This is a genomic window from Niastella vici (assembly GCF_002077945.1).
Taxonomy (GTDB): Bacteria; Bacteroidota; Bacteroidia; order Chitinophagales; family Chitinophagaceae; genus Niastella; species Niastella vici.
The window spans coordinates 63,676-82,106 of sequence record NZ_LVYD01000065.1; the positions used below are offsets into that span (position 1 = coordinate 63,676).

Genomic DNA, 18,431 nt, shown 5'->3' on the forward strand with positions numbered 1-18,431 from the left:
AAATGAAATCTGATAGTGACCATATTATACCTGGAGATTCTTTCCCTTTGGAACCAGGTGCTAGTCCTGACCTGGAGAAATTGCGTTCGTACACCCAGGTTAAGCTGCAACTGGCAGACCTGCTACGCAATATACGGCTGGCATTGAAAGTGCTGGGGCGTGAACATGCTGAAAATGAGTGTGAGGAACTCACAGTGAAACTGGCAGAAGATCGCTTCACATTAGCTGTGCTTGGCCAGTTTAAACGAGGTAAAAGTTCGCTGATGAACGCTATAATAAGCCGCGAAATACTGCCCACAGGTGTATTACCACTTACTTCGGCCATTACCATTCTCAAATACGGGCCTGCAGAACGACTCATTGTGAACCGACCCAACCAGCTATTCCCGGCTGAAGCACCGGTAATTGAACTGCCAGATTACGTAACTGAAAAAGGCAATCCCAATAATGAGAAGAAGATCGATAATGTCCACCTTGAATTGCCTGTGCCTTTTCTGCGCTATGGAATTGAATTTGTGGATACGCCGGGTGTGGGATCGGCCATCCTGGCTAACACAGCTACCACTTACAATTTTTTACCCGAGTGCGATGCGGTTCTTTTTGTAACCGGGGCTGATATGCCCATGACAAGCGTAGAACTGGAATTTCTTCAAAAAATTAAGGAATACGTAGACCGGATTTTTTTTATAATTAACAAAATTGATCTTGTAACAGAAGTTGAGCGGGATGAAGTCATCCGATTTGTAACGCAAACAATCAGCAGGGAAACGGAAAGCGATATGATAAAGATTTTCCCGGTTTCTTCAAAACTGGCCCTGGAGGCCGGCACCTCCGGCAATGCAGATGTTTATGAAAAAAGCGGGCTTAAGGAATTGGAAGATGCGCTGGCCGCATTTTTGACACAGGAAAAATCAACTGTTTTCCTGGCTGCCATAGCCCAGAAAACCCTGAGAGTACTGGATAATGAACGGCAGCAAAATATTTTCACCGAAGCGTATTTGCAGGAAAGGATTGTTAGCATTGCGAAAGAGAAAAAGCTAAATATTCACTTCAATCCCCATAAAGCTGTACCCACTTTAGCCAACGAGGAAGCTAAATTGGAATCCTTGTACAATTTGATATTAAGCAAAAAAATTGAGGAAGCAAACCTTCCGCCTGCGTTGCCTGCATCTGCAAAGGAAAATAAACAGGGAAAATTATTTGCTGGCGCGAACCAAGGTGCTTCGATCGACACTACCGGAAACATCAATGTAAAAGCCGATTTGCAAACCAGGAGTTGCCCGGTTTGCCAACACCTTATAGAGCGCGCTTCTGATTTTTTTGCACACTGGCAATACGAGCTTGTCATAAATGAACAGGCGCAAATGAAGTTTGCTACAGAACTGGGTTTTTGCCCGCTTCATACCTGGCAGTTGCTGGCTGTTTCCTCGCCCCAGGGCGCTTCGGTGGGATATGCCAGGCTCTCCGAACAGGTTGCACGAAAGTTGCAGTCCGCCAAACACCTGCATGAAAAGGGCGATTTGCTAAAAGCCCTTGTAAACAACTCCCGCAGTTGCCAGGTTTGTAAGATGCTTCAGCAGTCAGAGGAAAAATACATTCAACAACTGGCAGCAGCTATCGGGGATGCCGGCGCCCGGCAGCAATACCTCAATTCCGAGGGAGCATGTCTCTGGCATTTAGGCATGCTCATCGATGCATCTTCTTCCCTCGAAATCGGGGAATGGCTTATTTCCCATGCCGTTTTACATTTTGAACACGATGCAGAAGATATGCGCAGTTATGTTTTGAAACGGGATGCGCTGCGCCGATACCTGCAAAACACCAATGAACAGGACGCCTACCGGCGCACTATTGTACGCATCGTTGGAGAGAGAAGTGTATGTATGCCCTGGGCAGAGGATGGAGAGATACGTTAAAACTTTACCTGGCTTTCTTGCAGTGTTATTAATGCTTACAGGGCTAATATTCGAAATTTCTTCAATATTCGAATTTAATTTCATCCTATGAAAATTCTGATTATTGAAGATGAAGAGGAACTTGCCAAAAGCATTATGGCATACCTGAAGGATGAAAATTGCCTGTGCGAATTTGCATTCAATCTTAAGAATGCTTTGGAAAAAATAGATCAGTACTCCTATGATTGCATCCTCCTAGATATCATGCTTCCCGGCGGTGACGGATTAAAATTGCTGGAAGAGTTGAAGCGCCAACATAAAGAGGAATGGGTTATCATTATTTCTGCCAAAGACTCAGTAGAAGATACAATAAAAGGGCTGAATATCGGTGCCAATGATTACCTGCCAAAACCCTTTCACCTGGCAGAACTTTCAGCAAGGATTTATTCGGTAATACGCAGAAAACAATTTGGGAATACCAACAAAGCATTATTGAATGAATTGGAAATTGACCTGCTTACAAAGAAAGTAACTGTTAATGACGAGCCTGTGCCATTAACCAAAACAGAATTTGACCTGCTGCTGTTTTTTGTTGGCAATAAAAACAGGGTGATTTCCAAAAGTATACTGGCAGAACATCTTTTTGGGGATATGTGGGATATGCTCAATAATGACGATTTTGTCTACGAACGCATTAAAAACCTGAAAAGAAAACTGGCGGATGCAGGTTGTAAAGATTATATTAAAACAGCTTATGGCATAGGCTACAAGTGGGCGTCATGAAAAAGCTCATCACAAGCGAAATAAACTGCGTATAGAAATTATTAATGAGGTAAATCCTAATATATTATTTCTGCAGGAGCTGAAATTTTTAATGCATGCAAAGACGTATCATGCGTCCGATCATTATCCCATTGTTGTTGGTATTCGTCTAAAACCTGTTTATATGGCTATAAGTCCCAAATTCGAAATTTATTCAAATTTTGAATTTAATTTCAGCCCATGAAAATCCTCATCATAGAAGATGAAAGGGAACTGGCCCAAAGCATTGCCACCTATCTCACCGATGAAAATTACCGGTGTGAAATGGCAGCTACTTATGATGACGCCATCTCAAAAATTGATATTTATTCCTATGATTGTATACTGCTTGACCTGATGCTACCGGGCGGGGACGGCTTAAAGGTACTGGAAGAGCTTAAAAGGCTACAAAAACAGGACGGGGTGATTATTATTTCTGCAAAAGATTCATTGGAAGATAAAATAGCTGGTTTACATACAGGAGCAGATGATTACCTGGCAAAGCCTTTTCATTTATCCGAACTGGGGGCCAGAATATATTCTGTGATCAGGCGAAAACAATTTGGTAACAGCAACATCCTGCAGGTAAATGAACTAAAAATTGACATACCGGCCAAAAAGGTGATGGTATCAGATAAACCGGTAACCCTTACCAAAAAAGAATTTGACCTGCTTGTTTTCCTGATTGGCAATAAAAACCGGGTTATTTCCAAAGCCGCTCTGGCCGAACACCTTTCAGGAGATATGGCTGATATGCTGGACAACCATGATTTTGTATATGCCCATATCAAGAATCTCAAAAAAAAGCTTTCCGAAGCAGGTTGTACAGATTATATTAAAACAGCCTATGGCATGGGCTATAAATGGGAACAATGAAACGTCTTTTAAATAAAACGCTTTTATACTATACCGTCTTTGCCACTATCATATTGCTGCTGAGTATTCCATTTTTATACTGGATGATGGAGAAGCTTTACACTGACGATGTGGATGAGGCCATCCTGCTGCGCAAAAAAGAATTTGTAACAAACAACCTTCGCTCTTTACGCATTAATGATATACCTGTATGGAATAAATTCAACCGCGATATTCGCATATTACCCGATACGGTTCTCTCAAAACCAAAAGACTCGATTATTCAGGAAATATTCTTCGATGAAATGGTACCTGAATGGGAACCTTACAGAGTTTTATATACCAAAGTGCAAATAGAGAATCAACCTTATATCTTGATGATTCAACTGAACCTGGTAGAATCTGAAGACCTGATAAAAACCATTATACGCCTCTATCTGGGCATATTATTCTCATTGCTACTGGTTATTTTCTTTATTACCCGGTTTATATCAAATCGTCTCTGGAAACCATTTTATGACACGTTGGAAAAAGTAAAGCAATTCAATCTTGAGCAGCACAACCAGCCACAATTTACTGTTACTAAAATAAAAGAGTTTGACCAGCTAAACGCAAGCCTTGATAAATTGATCCGGAGCAATTTGCGGTCATACACATCACAAAAAAAATTTACGCAAAATGCGGCACATGAGCTGCAGACTCCACTGGCGGTGTTTCAATCGAAACTGGATTTATTGTTGCAGGATAAATCACTTACACAAGCCCAATCAGTGATTCTTCAATCATTGTACGAGGCTGCTTCAAGACTATCCCGTATCAATAAAAATCTTTTGTTACTAGCAAAAATTGAGAACAACCAATTTACCGAAGTAAGCTCTTTCCGGCTGAATGAGCTGATTGAACAGTCAGTTCCCTATTTCACCGAACAGGCCACTCCAAAAGAATTGGTCATTGAACAGTCTATCCAGTCTGATATTGCCCTGCAAGCCAACCAGGGTCTGGCTGAAATAATGTTGAATAACCTGCTGTTAAATGCCATCAGGCACAATATAGAAAAGGGTATTATTGAAATCAGGGTGCAGGATAGGATGTTGGAAGTCTCTAATACGGGAGGTTCCCATGCCCTGGACGCCGGCGGTTTGTTTAAACGGTTTGGAAATAGCCAAACCGATGCACATAACAGTGGTTTGGGGCTTGCCATTGTAAAAGAGATCTGCGACCGGTACGGATGGGTTGTGCATTACCGGTTTGTTTTGGATCGGCATGTATTTTCCGTGAAATTCTGAAATTCAAAAAATATTCTAAATCGGATAACACCTTTGTCGGGCACCAATAATTATTGCTATGGGCAAACTTAAAGAGGTTTCAGCCTTTACCCTCTTCCTCATATTCTGTTTTTTTATCATTTCATGTGCCACGAATCAGGGTAAGTCAAAAACTGCTGAAAGCAGTACCATGCTCCCCGCCGTTAAAGCACTTACACTTAAAACAACTATTGGCCTTCCGAAGGTAAAAGGTGGTTTTGATTTAATGGCCACAGATGTAAAGGGACAACGGTTGTTTTTATCGGCAGAAGACAACCATAGCCTGGAAGTAATCGATTTAAAAGCAGGGAAACCGTTGCAGAGTATCCCCGGTTTCAATGAGCCTAAATGGGTTGTATATCGCCCGGAGTCAAACAGAATTTATGTTTCTACAGGTGGCGATGGGAAGGTTACAGTATTGGACGGCGCATCATATAAACCGGTAAAATCATTTTCATTTAAAGAGAAATGCAATAACCTCAGATATGATACTGCTACCCGCCAATTATTTGTAGGAGTAGGTAACACATTTGGTTCAATAGGGATTATAGATGTTACAAAAGATAAAATTGAAACCGAAATCTCCTTATCTGATTTTCCAAAGCAGTTTGAACTAGATGAAAAATTAATTTATGTAAATATTCCTTCCAAAAATTGTATAGATGTGGTGGATCGAAAGGTGGGAAAAGTTGTTGCTTCCTGGCCGGTAACGCAATCAAACCAGAATGTTCCCATGGCTTTTGACCAAATACATAAACGCCTTTTTATTGCCTGTGAACCGGGTAAGTTTATTGTGTATGCTGTTGAAACCGGAAAACCGCTAACAGATTTTACAATAAATAAAAACGCCGATGGTATTTACTATGATGCCAAGCGGTCACTCATATATGTTTCCTGTGCAGAAGGATATATTGATGTTATCAAACAAAAGGATGCAGATCATTATGAGATGATTGATAAAATGACAACAGCAAAAGGGGCAGGCACATCGCTGTATTCGCCTATGCTAGATCAATTATTTCTTGCCGTACCAGAGTCAGAAAACCAACCGGCGCAGTTACGCGTGTATGAACCCAACAAATGAAATTTTTAAAAATAATTGTAGTTGATGGTTAACAGGTCAATCCTTATTTTATTGCTGGTATGCTGTTCATCCATGCTATCTGCACAATATGCTTTGGAGGATTATATTCAAACAGCAAAAGATAATAGCCCCCTCCTAAAAAGTAATAAAAATCAAAGTGAAGCTACTCGGATTGAAATAGAAAGGTTAAAGGCTGTATACACTAAACCACAGGTTGGCCTTACAGCTAACTATTTACTGGCGCCCGTATTATCGCAGGATAACGGGAAAACCACTTTAGAATTAAACCCGACTAATCCGGAAAAGTATTTTGGCTATGATGTTTCGACTAACAATGGTGGGTTGTATCAGGGTGTAGTTGGTATCAGCCAGCCATTATTTAACCAGTCAAAATTTAAAGTAGTTGCAGATGAAGCCATTATTGGTACACAAGTAAATGAAAATAATATCCGTCTTACCAGTCATGAGATTGAAAAAATTGTTACCGACCAATATATTTTTTGCCTCCAGGATAACAGGCAAATTGAATTTTATAATAGATATATTGCTTTATTACAGGAACAAAAAGAGCTGGTAACAAAGCTGATAAATGCCAGTTTGCTTAAATTATCTGATCTCAGTTTATTGAATATTGAATTACAGATCCAGGTCATTAACTTAAATACGGCACAGACATCCTATCGTAAAAATTTGTTAGGCCTTAATATACTTAGCGGTATTAACGATACCAGCTATCATTTGTTGAATAATATTGATCTGCAACTTAAGCCTGATGAAGGAAACTCGGCATTTACGCAGCAATTTAGTTTAGACAGCGCCTTACTTATTGCACACCAAAATGTTTTTGAACTCCGGTATAAACCCCAGGTAAATGCTTTTGCCAATGCCGGGCTGACGGCAGTAAATATTTCTACTCTGTATCGCCGCTTTGGAGTAAACGCCGGGTTCGGGCTTACGTGGAATTTATTTGATGGCAGGCAAAAAGAGCTAACCCGCAGCCGTACTAAGGTATTGCTTAAATCATCGGGGGCATACAAGGAAAATTTTATTACTCAAAACACTGTTCGCAAAAACAGCATTTTAATTGAGTTGAAGGCGATACGGGAACGGACCAGCCTTACAGATAGTCAGTTGCGGGAATATGATAAGTTATTGGAAAACTATAAACAGCAATTATCAAAAGGACAAATATCCGTAATTGATTATTTGAATACCGTTAAAAATGCCATGGCCCTGCAAAAGGAATATATCCTTATGCAGGCAAATCAACAGCTATTAATCAATGCTTATAATTACTGGAACTGGTAATTAAATAATTATTTCAGATGAGCAAGCATCCATACAAAAATCTTTCTTTATTCTCTTTTGTGATTTTATACCTTATGTCCTGTCACCATGGAGATCAAAATGCAGACCCGGAAATAAAGCCGGTTGCCCAGGTTAAAGTAACAACCCTGCAAAACAAAAACATGGAGCAGCAGGTGACGCTTACGGCAACCTCCGTTTACCTGCAGCGTAGCCAAGTAAATGCTCCCGTTGCAGGCTTTATTTCCCGTGTCAATATAAAATATGGAGATGCAGTAAATCAGGGACAGGTTTTATACGAGTTAGAAACAAAGGAAAGGAATGCGTTGGGCAATAACGCAGTTGGTGAAGACAGCAACGTAAAAGATTTTGGTAAAATAACTATCAAAGCGCCTGCCGGCGGTATTGTTACTACGATTGACCGGCAACAGACGGGTGAATTTATTATGGAGGGTAACCCGCTGTGTACTATTACACAAAATGGCAACCTGGCTTTTCAACTGAATGTACCTTATGAATATCATTCGCTGGTACAGGGAAATAATCTTTGTTCCATTGTATTGCCTGATAGATCGCAGCTCCGTGCACATATTGTTAAACCTTTAAGTTCACTCAACACGTCGGCGCAAACCCAAATGTATCTGGTAAAACCGCTACAGAATACTTTTCTTCCCGAAGGGTTGGTGGCAACGGTTTTATTAACAACCCGCTACAAACCTAATGCACAGGTATTGTCAAAGGAATGTGTATTAAGCGACGAACTAATGAAGAACTTCTGGATAATGAAGCTAATCAATGATAGTACGGCTATTAAAACAGATGTGAAAGTGGGCATACGTAATATCAATGAAGTCGAAATTCTATCACCCCGGCTGAATACTTCTGACAGAATATTATCGGAAGGCAATTATGGATTAGCAGATACAGCATTGGTAAAAATTATCAAATAGAGAATATAATGAGGCAGCAAAACTATTTCCAGATATTCTCCAAACCCATCATTTTTATTGCACTGGTACTGGTCGCAGTAGGTATTTTTTCTTATACCCGCATGCAAACCGCCTTGTTCCCGGAAGTTACCTTTCCAAAAATCACATTGATTGCTGATAATGGTCAGCAGCCTATTGACCGAATGATGATCACGGTAACCAAGCCTCTGGAAAGTGCCGTGAAAAGAGTAAAAGGTGTTACAACGGTTAAAAGCAGTACCAGCCGGGGCAGTTGTGTGATTGAAGTTTATTTCAATTGGGATATTGATATATACTTTGCGAAAACACAGATTGAAAGCCGCATCAATGAAATAAAGGGTATGCTTCCAAGCGGCGTGATTATTTCAACGGAAGCCATGAACCAGTCTTTGTTCCCTGTTTATGGCTATACTTTGGAAAGTAAAACCAAAGGATTGATTGCGTTAAAAGATAATGCCAACCTGCTGGTTCGTCCCTTATTTTCACAGGTACCGGGCATATCTAATGTGGTCGTAAGAGGCGGCAAAGTGAAAGAGTATGTAATAATTCCCGACCCGGTAAAAATGTCTTCCCTGGGCATTACGCCTAATTCCCTGAAAACAGTTTTTAACAATACCAATTTTGTAGAATCAAACGGCAACCTGGCAGATTACCACAGGTTGTATTTAACGCTCACTGAAACAAGAGTGAATGATATTGAAGCATTGAAAGATATCATTATTAAAAACGATGGCAACCGCATCATTACACTAAAAGATATTGCTAGTGTTGATTTGCAGGAACAAAAAGAGTTTGTGATTGTAAACGCCAACGGCAATGATGCGGTATTGATCGACCTGGTAAAACAACAGGGCATAAACCTGATCGACTTTGCGGGAAATGTAAAGGCAAAGGCTGAGGAAGTAAGAAAGGCCCTGCCTCCCGGAATAGAATTAAAAACATATTATGACCAGTCGGCTTTCGTTGGAGATAGCATTGATAGTGTAATCAAAACAATTTATGAAGGATTGATACTGGCTATTTTTGTAATGATCATCTTCCTTCGTTCCTGGCGTGCGAGTCTTGTTGTACTGCTGACAATTCCTGTAACGATAGCTTTCTCTATTACATTATTGTATGTAAATGGATTAACCATCAACATTATGTCATTGGGTGGTATTGCTGCTGCTATTGGCTTGATCATTGATGATGCCATTGTAATAATAGAACAGATTTACAGAACGCATGAAGAACATCCTGAGAAAGACAATTTCACCATCGTAAAGGAAGCTATCAGGGACTTATTCCCGGCAATGATCGGTTCCTCTTTATCAACCATTGTAATATTTATTCCTTTTCGGTTAATGAGCGGCCTGGCTGGTAGTTTCTTCAAAGAATTATCGGCAACCATGCAGATTGTTTTAGTCTGTTCTTTCCTGGCAACCTGGTTTGTATTACCGGTATTGCATCTGGCGCTGGGATTTCGACATACAAAAAAAATACAACAGCATTCCTTCAATACCAATCAGCTGCGCTGGCTTACATGGCTTTTTGATAAGCCTGTATATGCCATTGTGTTCGTGGTGATTCTTGCTGGCGGTGCCTATTATGTTTCTGATAAACTGGAAACAGGATTTTTGCCCGACCTGGATGAAGGAACCATTGTACTGGATTATTATTCTCCCAGCGGTACTTCACTGGAAGAAACAGACAGGATGCTCAGGGAGGTTGAACAAATTTTAACACATCACCCTGAAGTAGAAACTTATAGCCGTAGAACAGGGATGGGTATGGGCTTTAAAACGCGGGCACAAAATTATGGCGACTATTCAATTCAACTAAAGAAAAGCAGGACGCATAAAACGGTTGATGTTATCGATGATTTGCGAAAAAAAATAGAAGCCACACAGCCTTCATTACATGTTTCATTTGGCCAGCGGATTTCAGATTTGTTGGGGGATTTAATGAATACGCCTAGTCCCATTGAAATAAAAATCTTTGGCGATGATCAGCATAAGTTAGAATCCCTTGCCCACCAGGCAGAAAACATTTTAAACAGTATAAAAGGTATAGCAGATATCGAGAACGGTTTGGTGTTGGCAGGGCCTTCCATTGTTTTCCATCCTGATGTACAAAAGCTGGCGCAATTCAACATAACACTGACTGATTTTCAATCTCAGCTTACTGCTTACACGGGAGGTATCCCATTGGGAATAAATGCAAATGGGCCGGTACTAAATCCTGCACAGTTGGCTATGGCAGGAGGGCTACAGGTGGGGACTATACAGGATGGCGAACAAATGAGAAGGATACTAATGCGGTTTACTAACTTTAGCAATAACAGTTTAGAGAAAATAAAAAGTCAACTCATCTTTCTGCCTGATGGGACTACCAAACCTGTTTCATTTTTCTCAGATGTACAGATCATAAGCGGTGAGACGGAGTTGAAGCGGGAAGATTTAAAGTCTGACATAGTGCTAACGGCGCGACTAAATAATCGCGATTTAGGAAGTACTATTAAAGAAATACAACAAAGGTTTGCAAAAGATCTGGCGCTGCCACAAGGGTATACTGTTGCTTATGGAGGGGCCTATTCAGAACAACAGAACTCATTCAAAGAATTACTGCTCATTTTAATAGCCGCGTCTTTATTGGTTTTTGCCGTATTATTATTTTTGTTTAGGCATTGGTTGATTTCCCTATTGATATTATTCATTTCGGTCTTGGGGATTTCAGGTTGTATTCTTGCACTTTATTTTACCGGCATCCCTTTAAATGTGGGCAGCTATACCGGCATTATTATGATAGTAGGCATTATTGCCGAAAATGCCATTTTTACCGTCAATCAATTTTTTGCTAATCTTAAAGCAGGTGGCAATGTGGATGATTCCATTAAATATGCCATTGCGTTGCGTATCCGGCCAAAATTAATGACGGCCCTTGGAGCTATTTTAGCATTAATGCCATTAGCATTGGGTATTGGTTTGGGGGCGCAAATGCAGCAGCCATTAGCCATTGCTGTTATTGGGGGATTTGTTGCAGGCATTCCATTGTTGCTATTTGTGTTTCCAAGTTTCATAAGGCTGATCTATTTTAACAAAATAAATAGTTCTAATCATGAAAGGCCATTTTTTTAAACTGAGTACCATCATACTATGCTGTTCTCTATATAGTGTAGAAATCAAGGCGCAAAAAACAGATAGTGTTTATCAAGTCAAACCACTTCGGTTTACCCAAAAGCAACTCATTATCCCTTCAATTTTAATAATTGCTGGTTTTGGCGCAAATGGAAATGGAAGAGAAAGTATAAAAAATGAATTAGTAGAAGAGCGAAATGAAATTATCCCCCGTTTCAAAACTTCATTAGACGACTACCTTCAGTTTTCACCTATCGCATTAACCTATGGTTTGGAAGCAATAGGAATGAAACCAAAAACAGATATTTCAAACAGGTCGGTGATCTTATTAAAGAGTGAATTGGTAATGATGGCTGCTGTTACTGTTTTAAAGAATACCTCCCATATTTTGCGGCCAGACAGCAGCGCTTATACCTCTTTTCCATCCGGTCATACTGCCCAGGCTTTTGCTGCTGCCGCCATACTGTCAGAAGAATATGGATATCGATATAAATGGGTTCCCTATCTTTCTTATGGGTTGGCATCCATTGTTGGAGGTTTCAGAATGGCTAATAACAAGCACTATTTAAGTGATGTACTTGTAGCAGCTGGCATAGGCATTTTATCTACAAAACTTGCTTATTGGACACACCGTTATAAATGGGGTAGAGCAAAAAACAGCAATCATGCTATTTTGCTTTAATTATTTTTAAAGTTTATAAATTATGTGGTGGTTATACGCTTTACTCTCCACTATGTGGGGTATTGTGTTAGCAAGAGGTGAATCAAAAGCAATCGCAACATTGTCAAAACAGAATCTCATCTTCTTAGTCATTTCTGGCCTTGCAACCGGTTTATCATGGATATTTTATTTTAAAGCTTTACAAATTGGGAAGGTATCTCAGGTTGCACCAGTAGATAAACTGAGTGTAGCGCTAACAATTGTATTATCTATTATTTTTTTAGGTGAAAGGATTAACTTTCAAACTGCTATTGGAGCTCTTTTGATTATAGCAGGAACAATTGTATTAATTGTATGATTGTTGCAGCCGGATTTTCAAATTCAATCGCTGCGGGTAAAACAAGAGTTGATTATGCGGTTAATCTTTCTTCTTTTAGTTGGAGTTGCCGGTGGGTTAATTGCCGCCATCATAGCGTATCTTATTACTTATAATGAATATCAGCATCACTTTAAAGGGAAACGGGTTTTCCTGGAATCAATTAAAAGTGCTGTGATAGCATTTCTATTTTTCTTTTTTCTTATAGTTATTCTGGAATTTATGCTTGCTAAAAATAAAATGTGATTTATATGTATGAGAAAATCAGGAAAAAAGTTCAGGAATATGTAACACAACTATTTGAAAAAAAATCAAATACAACGTTAGTCTTTCATACTCTTAAACACACGCAATATGCCGTTGATAAAACTAAAGAAATATCAGGTCATTATAATTTGAGTGAAAGGTAGCTGGTGGAAATATTTATAGCAGCGTGGTTTCATGATACCGGATACTTATTTGCTGGTCGTTATGAACATGAACAAAAGGGCGTCGAAATTATGAGAGAATTACTGATCAAGCTAACCAGAGATAGTGAGTTGATAGATGAAATTGAGGATTGCATAATGGCTACCAAGATGCCAAGGAATCCAAAAAATATTCTGGAAGAAATAATTTGTGACGCTGATACTTACCATTTGGGAACCGAACATTTTATAATTACTACCAAACAGTTTATGGAAGAAACTAAATTAAGCTCAGTTTCTTTTGATAAGGAATTATTCGATAAGCAGACGCTAAATATGCATTGTGAGCGTTTACTGAAGCCTATATTTTTAATGAGATTATCCCCGAAAAAAAGTACGAGTTTTTGAAAAGGGCAGAGGAAGTAAGATGGTCGCGGGAACTAATGGGTTTCCATTTGAATATTTGCTTTGTTTTTTACTTAAAAGGCATTGAATTTATATAGATTTTAAGTGTTGCCGGGCAGGTTCTCCTGCCTGGCTTTTAATTAGTATAATTTGCGGTTTTATTCAATTTCAATTGTTTTCGAAATCAGGAAAAACTATCCTATGTAGTTGATTTTGCAACATTAGTGCCTTTTTGCTGGCTTCCGGCCTATCATTTTTGCAACATAAAGCATTACATTTGCAACCAATGAAATTTTTCGCCTTCATAATGGCCGTAATTGTCTTGATGCAAAGCTGGATGCCTTGTGCAGATGATGCTGCTGTTTCAACAGGCGCTAAAGCGAATACAATTATCTCAAAATCACCTGCACAGCAAAAGGACAAAAATCATAACGACAACTGTTCTCCTTTTTGCCAGTGTGCATGTTGTGCAGGCTTTTCTATTAACCATTCTTTTGCTTCTGTTTCTGCTTTGGAAGTAATATGCAGCCAGCATTTCACTTCGTATCTACCTATAAATATTATTGAAATAGCTCTCCCCGTTTGGCAACCACCTCAATTGGCTGCTTAATATTTCAGGTTTACCAGTGCATGGCGATGCACTAATAGCAATTTATTTATTATCATATTGAAAGTTTGTGGTTATGGCTAAATCAAAGTCATCAACCCGTAAACCGGCGATTTACAGCAAAGTAAAAGACCCTGTAAAGCCCAAATGGATGCGGGTTATAAGGTTTATTATGCTAATCCTGTTAACCATTTTTATTCTAATGGCTATTGCAGGCATCATGATTAAATACTACCGGGATATTTCAAAACATTAGTCCTATGTTCGATAAAATCATACAGTTTTCTATAAATAATAAGCTCGCTATTGGAATTTTAACATTGGCTTTAATAGTTTGGGGCATTGTTTCACTATCCAGATTACCTATAGATGCTGTACCGGATATTACCAATAACCAGGTGCAAATTATTACACAGGCCGCGAGCCTGGGTGCTCAGGAAGTGGAGCAATTCATAACGGCTCCTATTGAACTAGCAATGTCAAATATTCCTGATGTCGTTGAAAAGCGCTCTATTTCCCGTTCAGGCATTTCTGTAATTACCCTTGTTTTCAAAGACAATGTGGATGTGTACTGGGCCAGGCAACAGGTAGGCGAGCGGCTGAAAGAGGCAGAAAGGGTAATTCCTAAAGGCATGGGCGATCCATCATTAGCACCCATTACTACAGGTTTAGGTGAAATATATCAATATGTTTTGCATACAAAACCTGGTTACGAAAAGAAGTATTCCGCAATGGATTTACGCACCATGCAGGATTGGATTGTACGAACTCAATTAGCAGGCACCGAGGGCGTGGCTGAAGTAAGCGGATGGGGTGGTTACGTCAAGCAGTATGAAGTTGCAGTGGATAACGAACGGCTCAATGCACAAAATATTTCTATAAAAGAAATATTTGAGGCGCTGGAGAATAATAATGAAAATACGGGTGGCTCCTACATTGAGCAGCGTAACAACTCCTATTTTATAAGAGGGGCGGGGCAGGTGAAAACATTGGGAGATATTGAAAAGATAGTGGTAAAAAGTGTAAACGGCATTCCTATACTTATACGTGATATTGCCAAAGTGCAATGGGGCAGCGCTACCCGATATGGGGCTGTAACCCGAAATGGCGAAGGCGAAGTGGTGGCCGGTATTACGCTTATGCTAAAAGGCGAAAATTTTAGCAGGGTAATACGAAACGTTAAGGAAAGAATGAAGCAAATCCAAAAATCCTTACCGGAAGGTGTAGTAATAGAACCCTTTATTGACCGTACCGAACTAGTGGGAAGAACGATCAGTACAGTAAAAAGAAACATGATTGAAGGAGGACTGATAGTAATATTTGTACTGATATTATTACTGGGTAATTTAAGAGCAGGTTTGCTGGTGGCTTCCGTTATTCCGCTTTCCATGCTCTTTGCATTCAGCATGATGCAATTATTTGGTGTATCTGGTAACCTGATGAGCTTAGGTGCTATTGATTTTGGTTTGATAGTAGATGGAGCGGTGATTATTGTTGAAAGCGTGGTACATAGAATTTCTCAAAGCAAGCATCATCATACAGGCATTCCTCGACTTACCAAACCGCAGATGGACAAAGAAGTTTTTGAAAGCGCCAGTCGCTTAATGCGTTCGGCAGCATTTGGGCAAATCATTATTTTGATTGTTTATCTGCCATTATTATCCTTAGTGGGCATTGAAGGCAAAATGTTTAGGCCAATGGCTCAAACGGTAGCATTTGCGATTCTTGGTGCCTTTATTTTTTCACTGACTTATGTGCCCATGATGAGTGCCTTGTTTCTTAGCAAAAAGACAACTCATAAAAAGAATATTTCTGACCGTATAATGAGTTTTATCCACCGGTTGTATGAACCGGCATTAAAAGGAGTATTAAGGTGGAAGTTGGCCACTGTAATAATTGCCCTGGCATTATTCGTAATGAGTTTATTCATTTTTAACAGGCTGGGCGGTGAGTTTATTCCTACACTGGAAGAAGGAGACCTAACAGTAGAAATTTCAATGATGCAGGGCGCATCCTTATCACAAGCCGTTGAATCATTTACAAAAGCAGAAAAAATTTTAAAAACGAAATTCCCTGAAGTAAAACAGGTAGTTACCCGTATCGGTAGTGCTGAAATTCCTACTGATCCTATGCCAATGGAAAGAGGCGATATGATGGTAGCCATGCAGCCAAAAGAAGAATGGAAAAGCGCCAAAACCCGTGAAGAAATGATGGAAAAAATGCAAGAAGCATTGTCTGTTCTGCCTGGCGTAAATGTAGAAATCACGCAACCAATGCAGATGCGCTTTAATGAGTTAATGACAGGTATCAGACAGGATGTTGCTGTAAAAATTTATGGTGATGATCTGGATATTTTGGCACAGCAGGCAAATAAGGTTGCAAAGCTGATTTCAGCAGTAAATGGAGTAAGCGAACCTTATGTTGAAAAGGTAACAGGATTACCCCAAATAGTAGTTGAGTATAATCGTGATAAAATGGCCCAATACGGTCTTAGCATCAGTGATGTTAACCGAGTGCTGCGTACGGCTTTTGCTGGAGAAGTGGCAGGCGTTGTGTTTGAAGGAGAAAAACGCTTTGATATGGTGGTAAGGCTACAAAGGGATCTGCGGGAAAACATTATCAATATCGAAAGTCTTTTTATTCCGCTTTCTTCCGGCAATAAGGTGCCGTTGAATCAGGTAGCTAATATTACTTTTAAAGAAGCGCCAGCGCAGGTTTCCAGGGAAGACGGTAAACGAAGGATTTATGTAGGTTTTAATGTTCGTGGCCGGGACGTGGAAAGAACCGTTTCAGATATTCAGAACATAATGAATGATCAATTGAAGCTACCCGCCGGATATTATATTACTTATGGGGGGCAGTTCCAAAACCTGAAAGAAGCGAAACAAAGATTATCAATAGCAGTTCCTGTGGCATTGGCATTGATTTTATTCCTGTTATTCATCACCTTTAGAAGCGCCAAACAAATGCTGCTCATATTTACAGCGGTACCACTATCTGCTATTGGTGGTGTACTGGCGCTATGGTTAAGGGGAATGCCTTTCAGTATTTCAGCCGGTGTGGGTTTTATTGCCCTTTTTGGGGTAGCTGTATTGAATGGCATTGTGCTCATTGGATATTTTAACCAATTGAAGCAGGAAGGAGTAACTGATATTTATCAACGAGTTTTAGAAGGTACAAAGGTTCGGTTACGCCCGGTGATCATGACAGCATCTGTAGCATCACTCGGTTTTTTGCCAATGGCACTCTCTACCAGCGCAGGTGCAGAAGTGCAAAAGCCATTAGCTACTGTAGTGATCGGAGGTTTGCTTACAGCGACCCTACTAACCTTACTGGTACTCCCCTGTTTATACATTCTTTTCTCCCGAATTAAAAAGGACAAAAAAATGAGCCTTCACCCTGTATCAGTAATATTGGTTATTGCATTTTGTTTTTCAATTTTCTATCCAACTTCTGCGATTGCGCAAAGTAAACCTATGAATCTTGATAGCCTGGTTGCAATAGCAAAACGTCAGAATCTTCGCTTAAAGACCGCATCTCTCGAAGTGCAGCAGAATAAGGTTTTACAAAAAACAGCTTTTGACCCTGGTAAAACCAATTTGGCCATAACGCAAGACCCAACCAGCGGTGGCAATATTGATAATGCCATTGGTTTTACACAAAACTTCGCATGGCCGGGATATTATAGCAAGCAAAGAGAAATGTTGTCTCAGCAAACTGTACTTGCACATAAACTGCGCGATTTGACTGAAGCGGAAATGATCAGAGAAATAAAACTGGCTTATTACAATTATATCTATGGATTGGAAAAAATCCGCTTGCTGAATTATCAGGATAGCATTTATCGCAATTTTTCCGAAAAAGCGGCAGTTCGTTTTAAGACCGGCGAAACCTCCAAACTTGAAAAACTAACTGCCGATAACAAATATCAGGAAGTGTTATTAATGAAAAAAGGAGCATTGGCCGATTTGCAGGTATATGAATTGGTAATACAGCAATTGCTAAATATATCTGAACCGGTACAAATCGCAGACACTACAACATTAGCCGTATTAGAATTGAATGTTAGCCAGGATACAACAACGTTGTATAAGCATCCATTGCTTGATTATTACCGCCAACAGGTGCAGGTAAAGTCTTCCACTGTTCGGTGGGAAAAGGCTAAAATGTTACCGGAATTGACAGTAGGTTACAGTCATCAGTTGGTTATTTCTGGTTTTAATCCTGCCAAAATTCATAGAGAATATTTTCCGGGCACGAGGATAGCGGGCTTTCAGTTAGGTGTAGGTGTTCCTTTGTTTAATGGAGCCAATAAAGCAAGGATAAATGCCAGCAAAATAGGCGTATCAATTGCAGAAACACAATTACAGAATTCATCCAGGGAATTGCAAACAGAATATCTTACCTGGATACAGGAATACCAAAAATATCAACAAAGCATTCAATACTACCAGTCAATTGGTTTAAAACAGACAGATGAACAAATTCGGGTGGCGCAGATAGCATATAGTAAAGGCGAGATCGGCTATATCGAATTTATTCAAAGTATTGGTTTTTCGATTCAAAGTAAGCTACAATACTTGTCAGCTTTAAACCAGTATAACCAAACTATCATTCAGTTAAATTATTTACAGGGAGGAAATTAAT

General features: G+C 39.7%; 13 protein-coding genes. All 13 read left to right on the forward strand.

Going from position 1 to position 18,431, the window contains the following annotated elements; translation table 11 throughout:
• Positions 1–2: 2 nt before the first annotated feature.
• The 13 genes from A3860_RS29580 to A3860_RS29650 all read left to right on the forward strand — a co-directional run bounded on the left by A3860_RS29580 (position 3) and on the right by A3860_RS29650 (position 18,430).
• Positions 3–1,916, forward strand: a complete 1,914-nt coding sequence (locus A3860_RS29580) for a DUF6062 family protein (RefSeq protein ID WP_081153524.1) — start codon at positions 3–5, stop codon at positions 1,914–1,916.
• 87 nt (positions 1,917–2,003) lie between these two features.
• Positions 2,004–2,678 carry a response regulator transcription factor gene (locus A3860_RS29585; RefSeq protein WP_081153525.1) on the forward strand — a complete coding sequence of 225 codons (675 nt, stop codon included), beginning with the start codon at positions 2,004–2,006 and terminating at the stop codon, positions 2,676–2,678.
• A 219-nt stretch (positions 2,679–2,897) separates the two neighbouring features.
• Complete coding sequence (locus A3860_RS29590; RefSeq protein WP_081153526.1) at positions 2,898–3,572, forward strand: response regulator transcription factor; 675 nt, start codon at positions 2,898–2,900, stop codon at positions 3,570–3,572.
• Complete coding sequence (locus A3860_RS29595) at positions 3,569–4,837, forward strand: sensor histidine kinase (protein ID WP_158085401.1); 1,269 nt, start codon at positions 3,569–3,571, stop codon at positions 4,835–4,837. Before A3860_RS29590 ends, A3860_RS29595 begins: the two co-directional genes overlap by 4 nt.
• A gap of 58 nt (positions 4,838–4,895) precedes the next feature.
• The gene (locus tag A3860_RS29600; RefSeq protein WP_081153529.1) at positions 4,896–5,939 is read left to right on the forward strand and encodes a YncE family protein; all 1,044 of its coding nucleotides are present in this window, start codon (positions 4,896–4,898) and stop codon (positions 5,937–5,939) included.
• A 24-nt stretch (positions 5,940–5,963) separates the two neighbouring features.
• Positions 5,964–7,247 (forward strand): TolC family protein, encoded by a 1,284-nt coding sequence (locus A3860_RS29605; RefSeq protein ID WP_081153531.1) that lies wholly within the window; start codon positions 5,964–5,966, stop codon positions 7,245–7,247.
• A 17-nt stretch (positions 7,248–7,264) separates the two neighbouring features.
• Positions 7,265–8,194 (forward strand): efflux RND transporter periplasmic adaptor subunit, encoded by a 930-nt coding sequence (locus A3860_RS29610; RefSeq protein ID WP_081153532.1) that lies wholly within the window; start codon positions 7,265–7,267, stop codon positions 8,192–8,194.
• An 8-nt stretch (positions 8,195–8,202) separates the two neighbouring features.
• Positions 8,203–11,328 (forward strand): efflux RND transporter permease subunit, encoded by a 3,126-nt coding sequence (locus tag A3860_RS29615; protein WP_081153533.1) that lies wholly within the window; start codon positions 8,203–8,205, stop codon positions 11,326–11,328.
• Positions 11,309–12,010 carry a phosphatase PAP2 family protein gene (locus tag A3860_RS29620; RefSeq protein WP_081153534.1) on the forward strand — a complete coding sequence of 234 codons (702 nt, stop codon included), beginning with the start codon at positions 11,309–11,311 and terminating at the stop codon, positions 12,008–12,010. The genes A3860_RS29615 and A3860_RS29620 overlap by 20 nt, the downstream gene beginning before the upstream one ends.
• A 22-nt stretch (positions 12,011–12,032) precedes the next feature.
• Complete coding sequence (locus A3860_RS29625) at positions 12,033–12,347, forward strand: EamA family transporter (RefSeq protein WP_081153535.1); 315 nt, start codon at positions 12,033–12,035, stop codon at positions 12,345–12,347.
• 431 nt (positions 12,348–12,778) lie between these two features.
• Positions 12,779–13,180, forward strand: a complete 402-nt coding sequence (locus tag A3860_RS29635; RefSeq protein WP_081153538.1) for an HD domain-containing protein — start codon at positions 12,779–12,781, stop codon at positions 13,178–13,180.
• Positions 13,181–13,463: 283 nt separating this feature from the next.
• Positions 13,464–13,787, forward strand: coding sequence for a DUF6660 family protein (locus A3860_RS40700; RefSeq protein WP_143774322.1), 324 nt, complete (start codon positions 13,464–13,466; stop codon positions 13,785–13,787).
• A gap of 257 nt (positions 13,788–14,044) precedes the next feature.
• Positions 14,045–18,430 (forward strand): CusA/CzcA family heavy metal efflux RND transporter, encoded by a 4,386-nt coding sequence (locus A3860_RS29650; RefSeq protein WP_081153542.1) that lies wholly within the window; start codon positions 14,045–14,047, stop codon positions 18,428–18,430.
• Position 18,431: the final 1 nt, after the last annotated feature.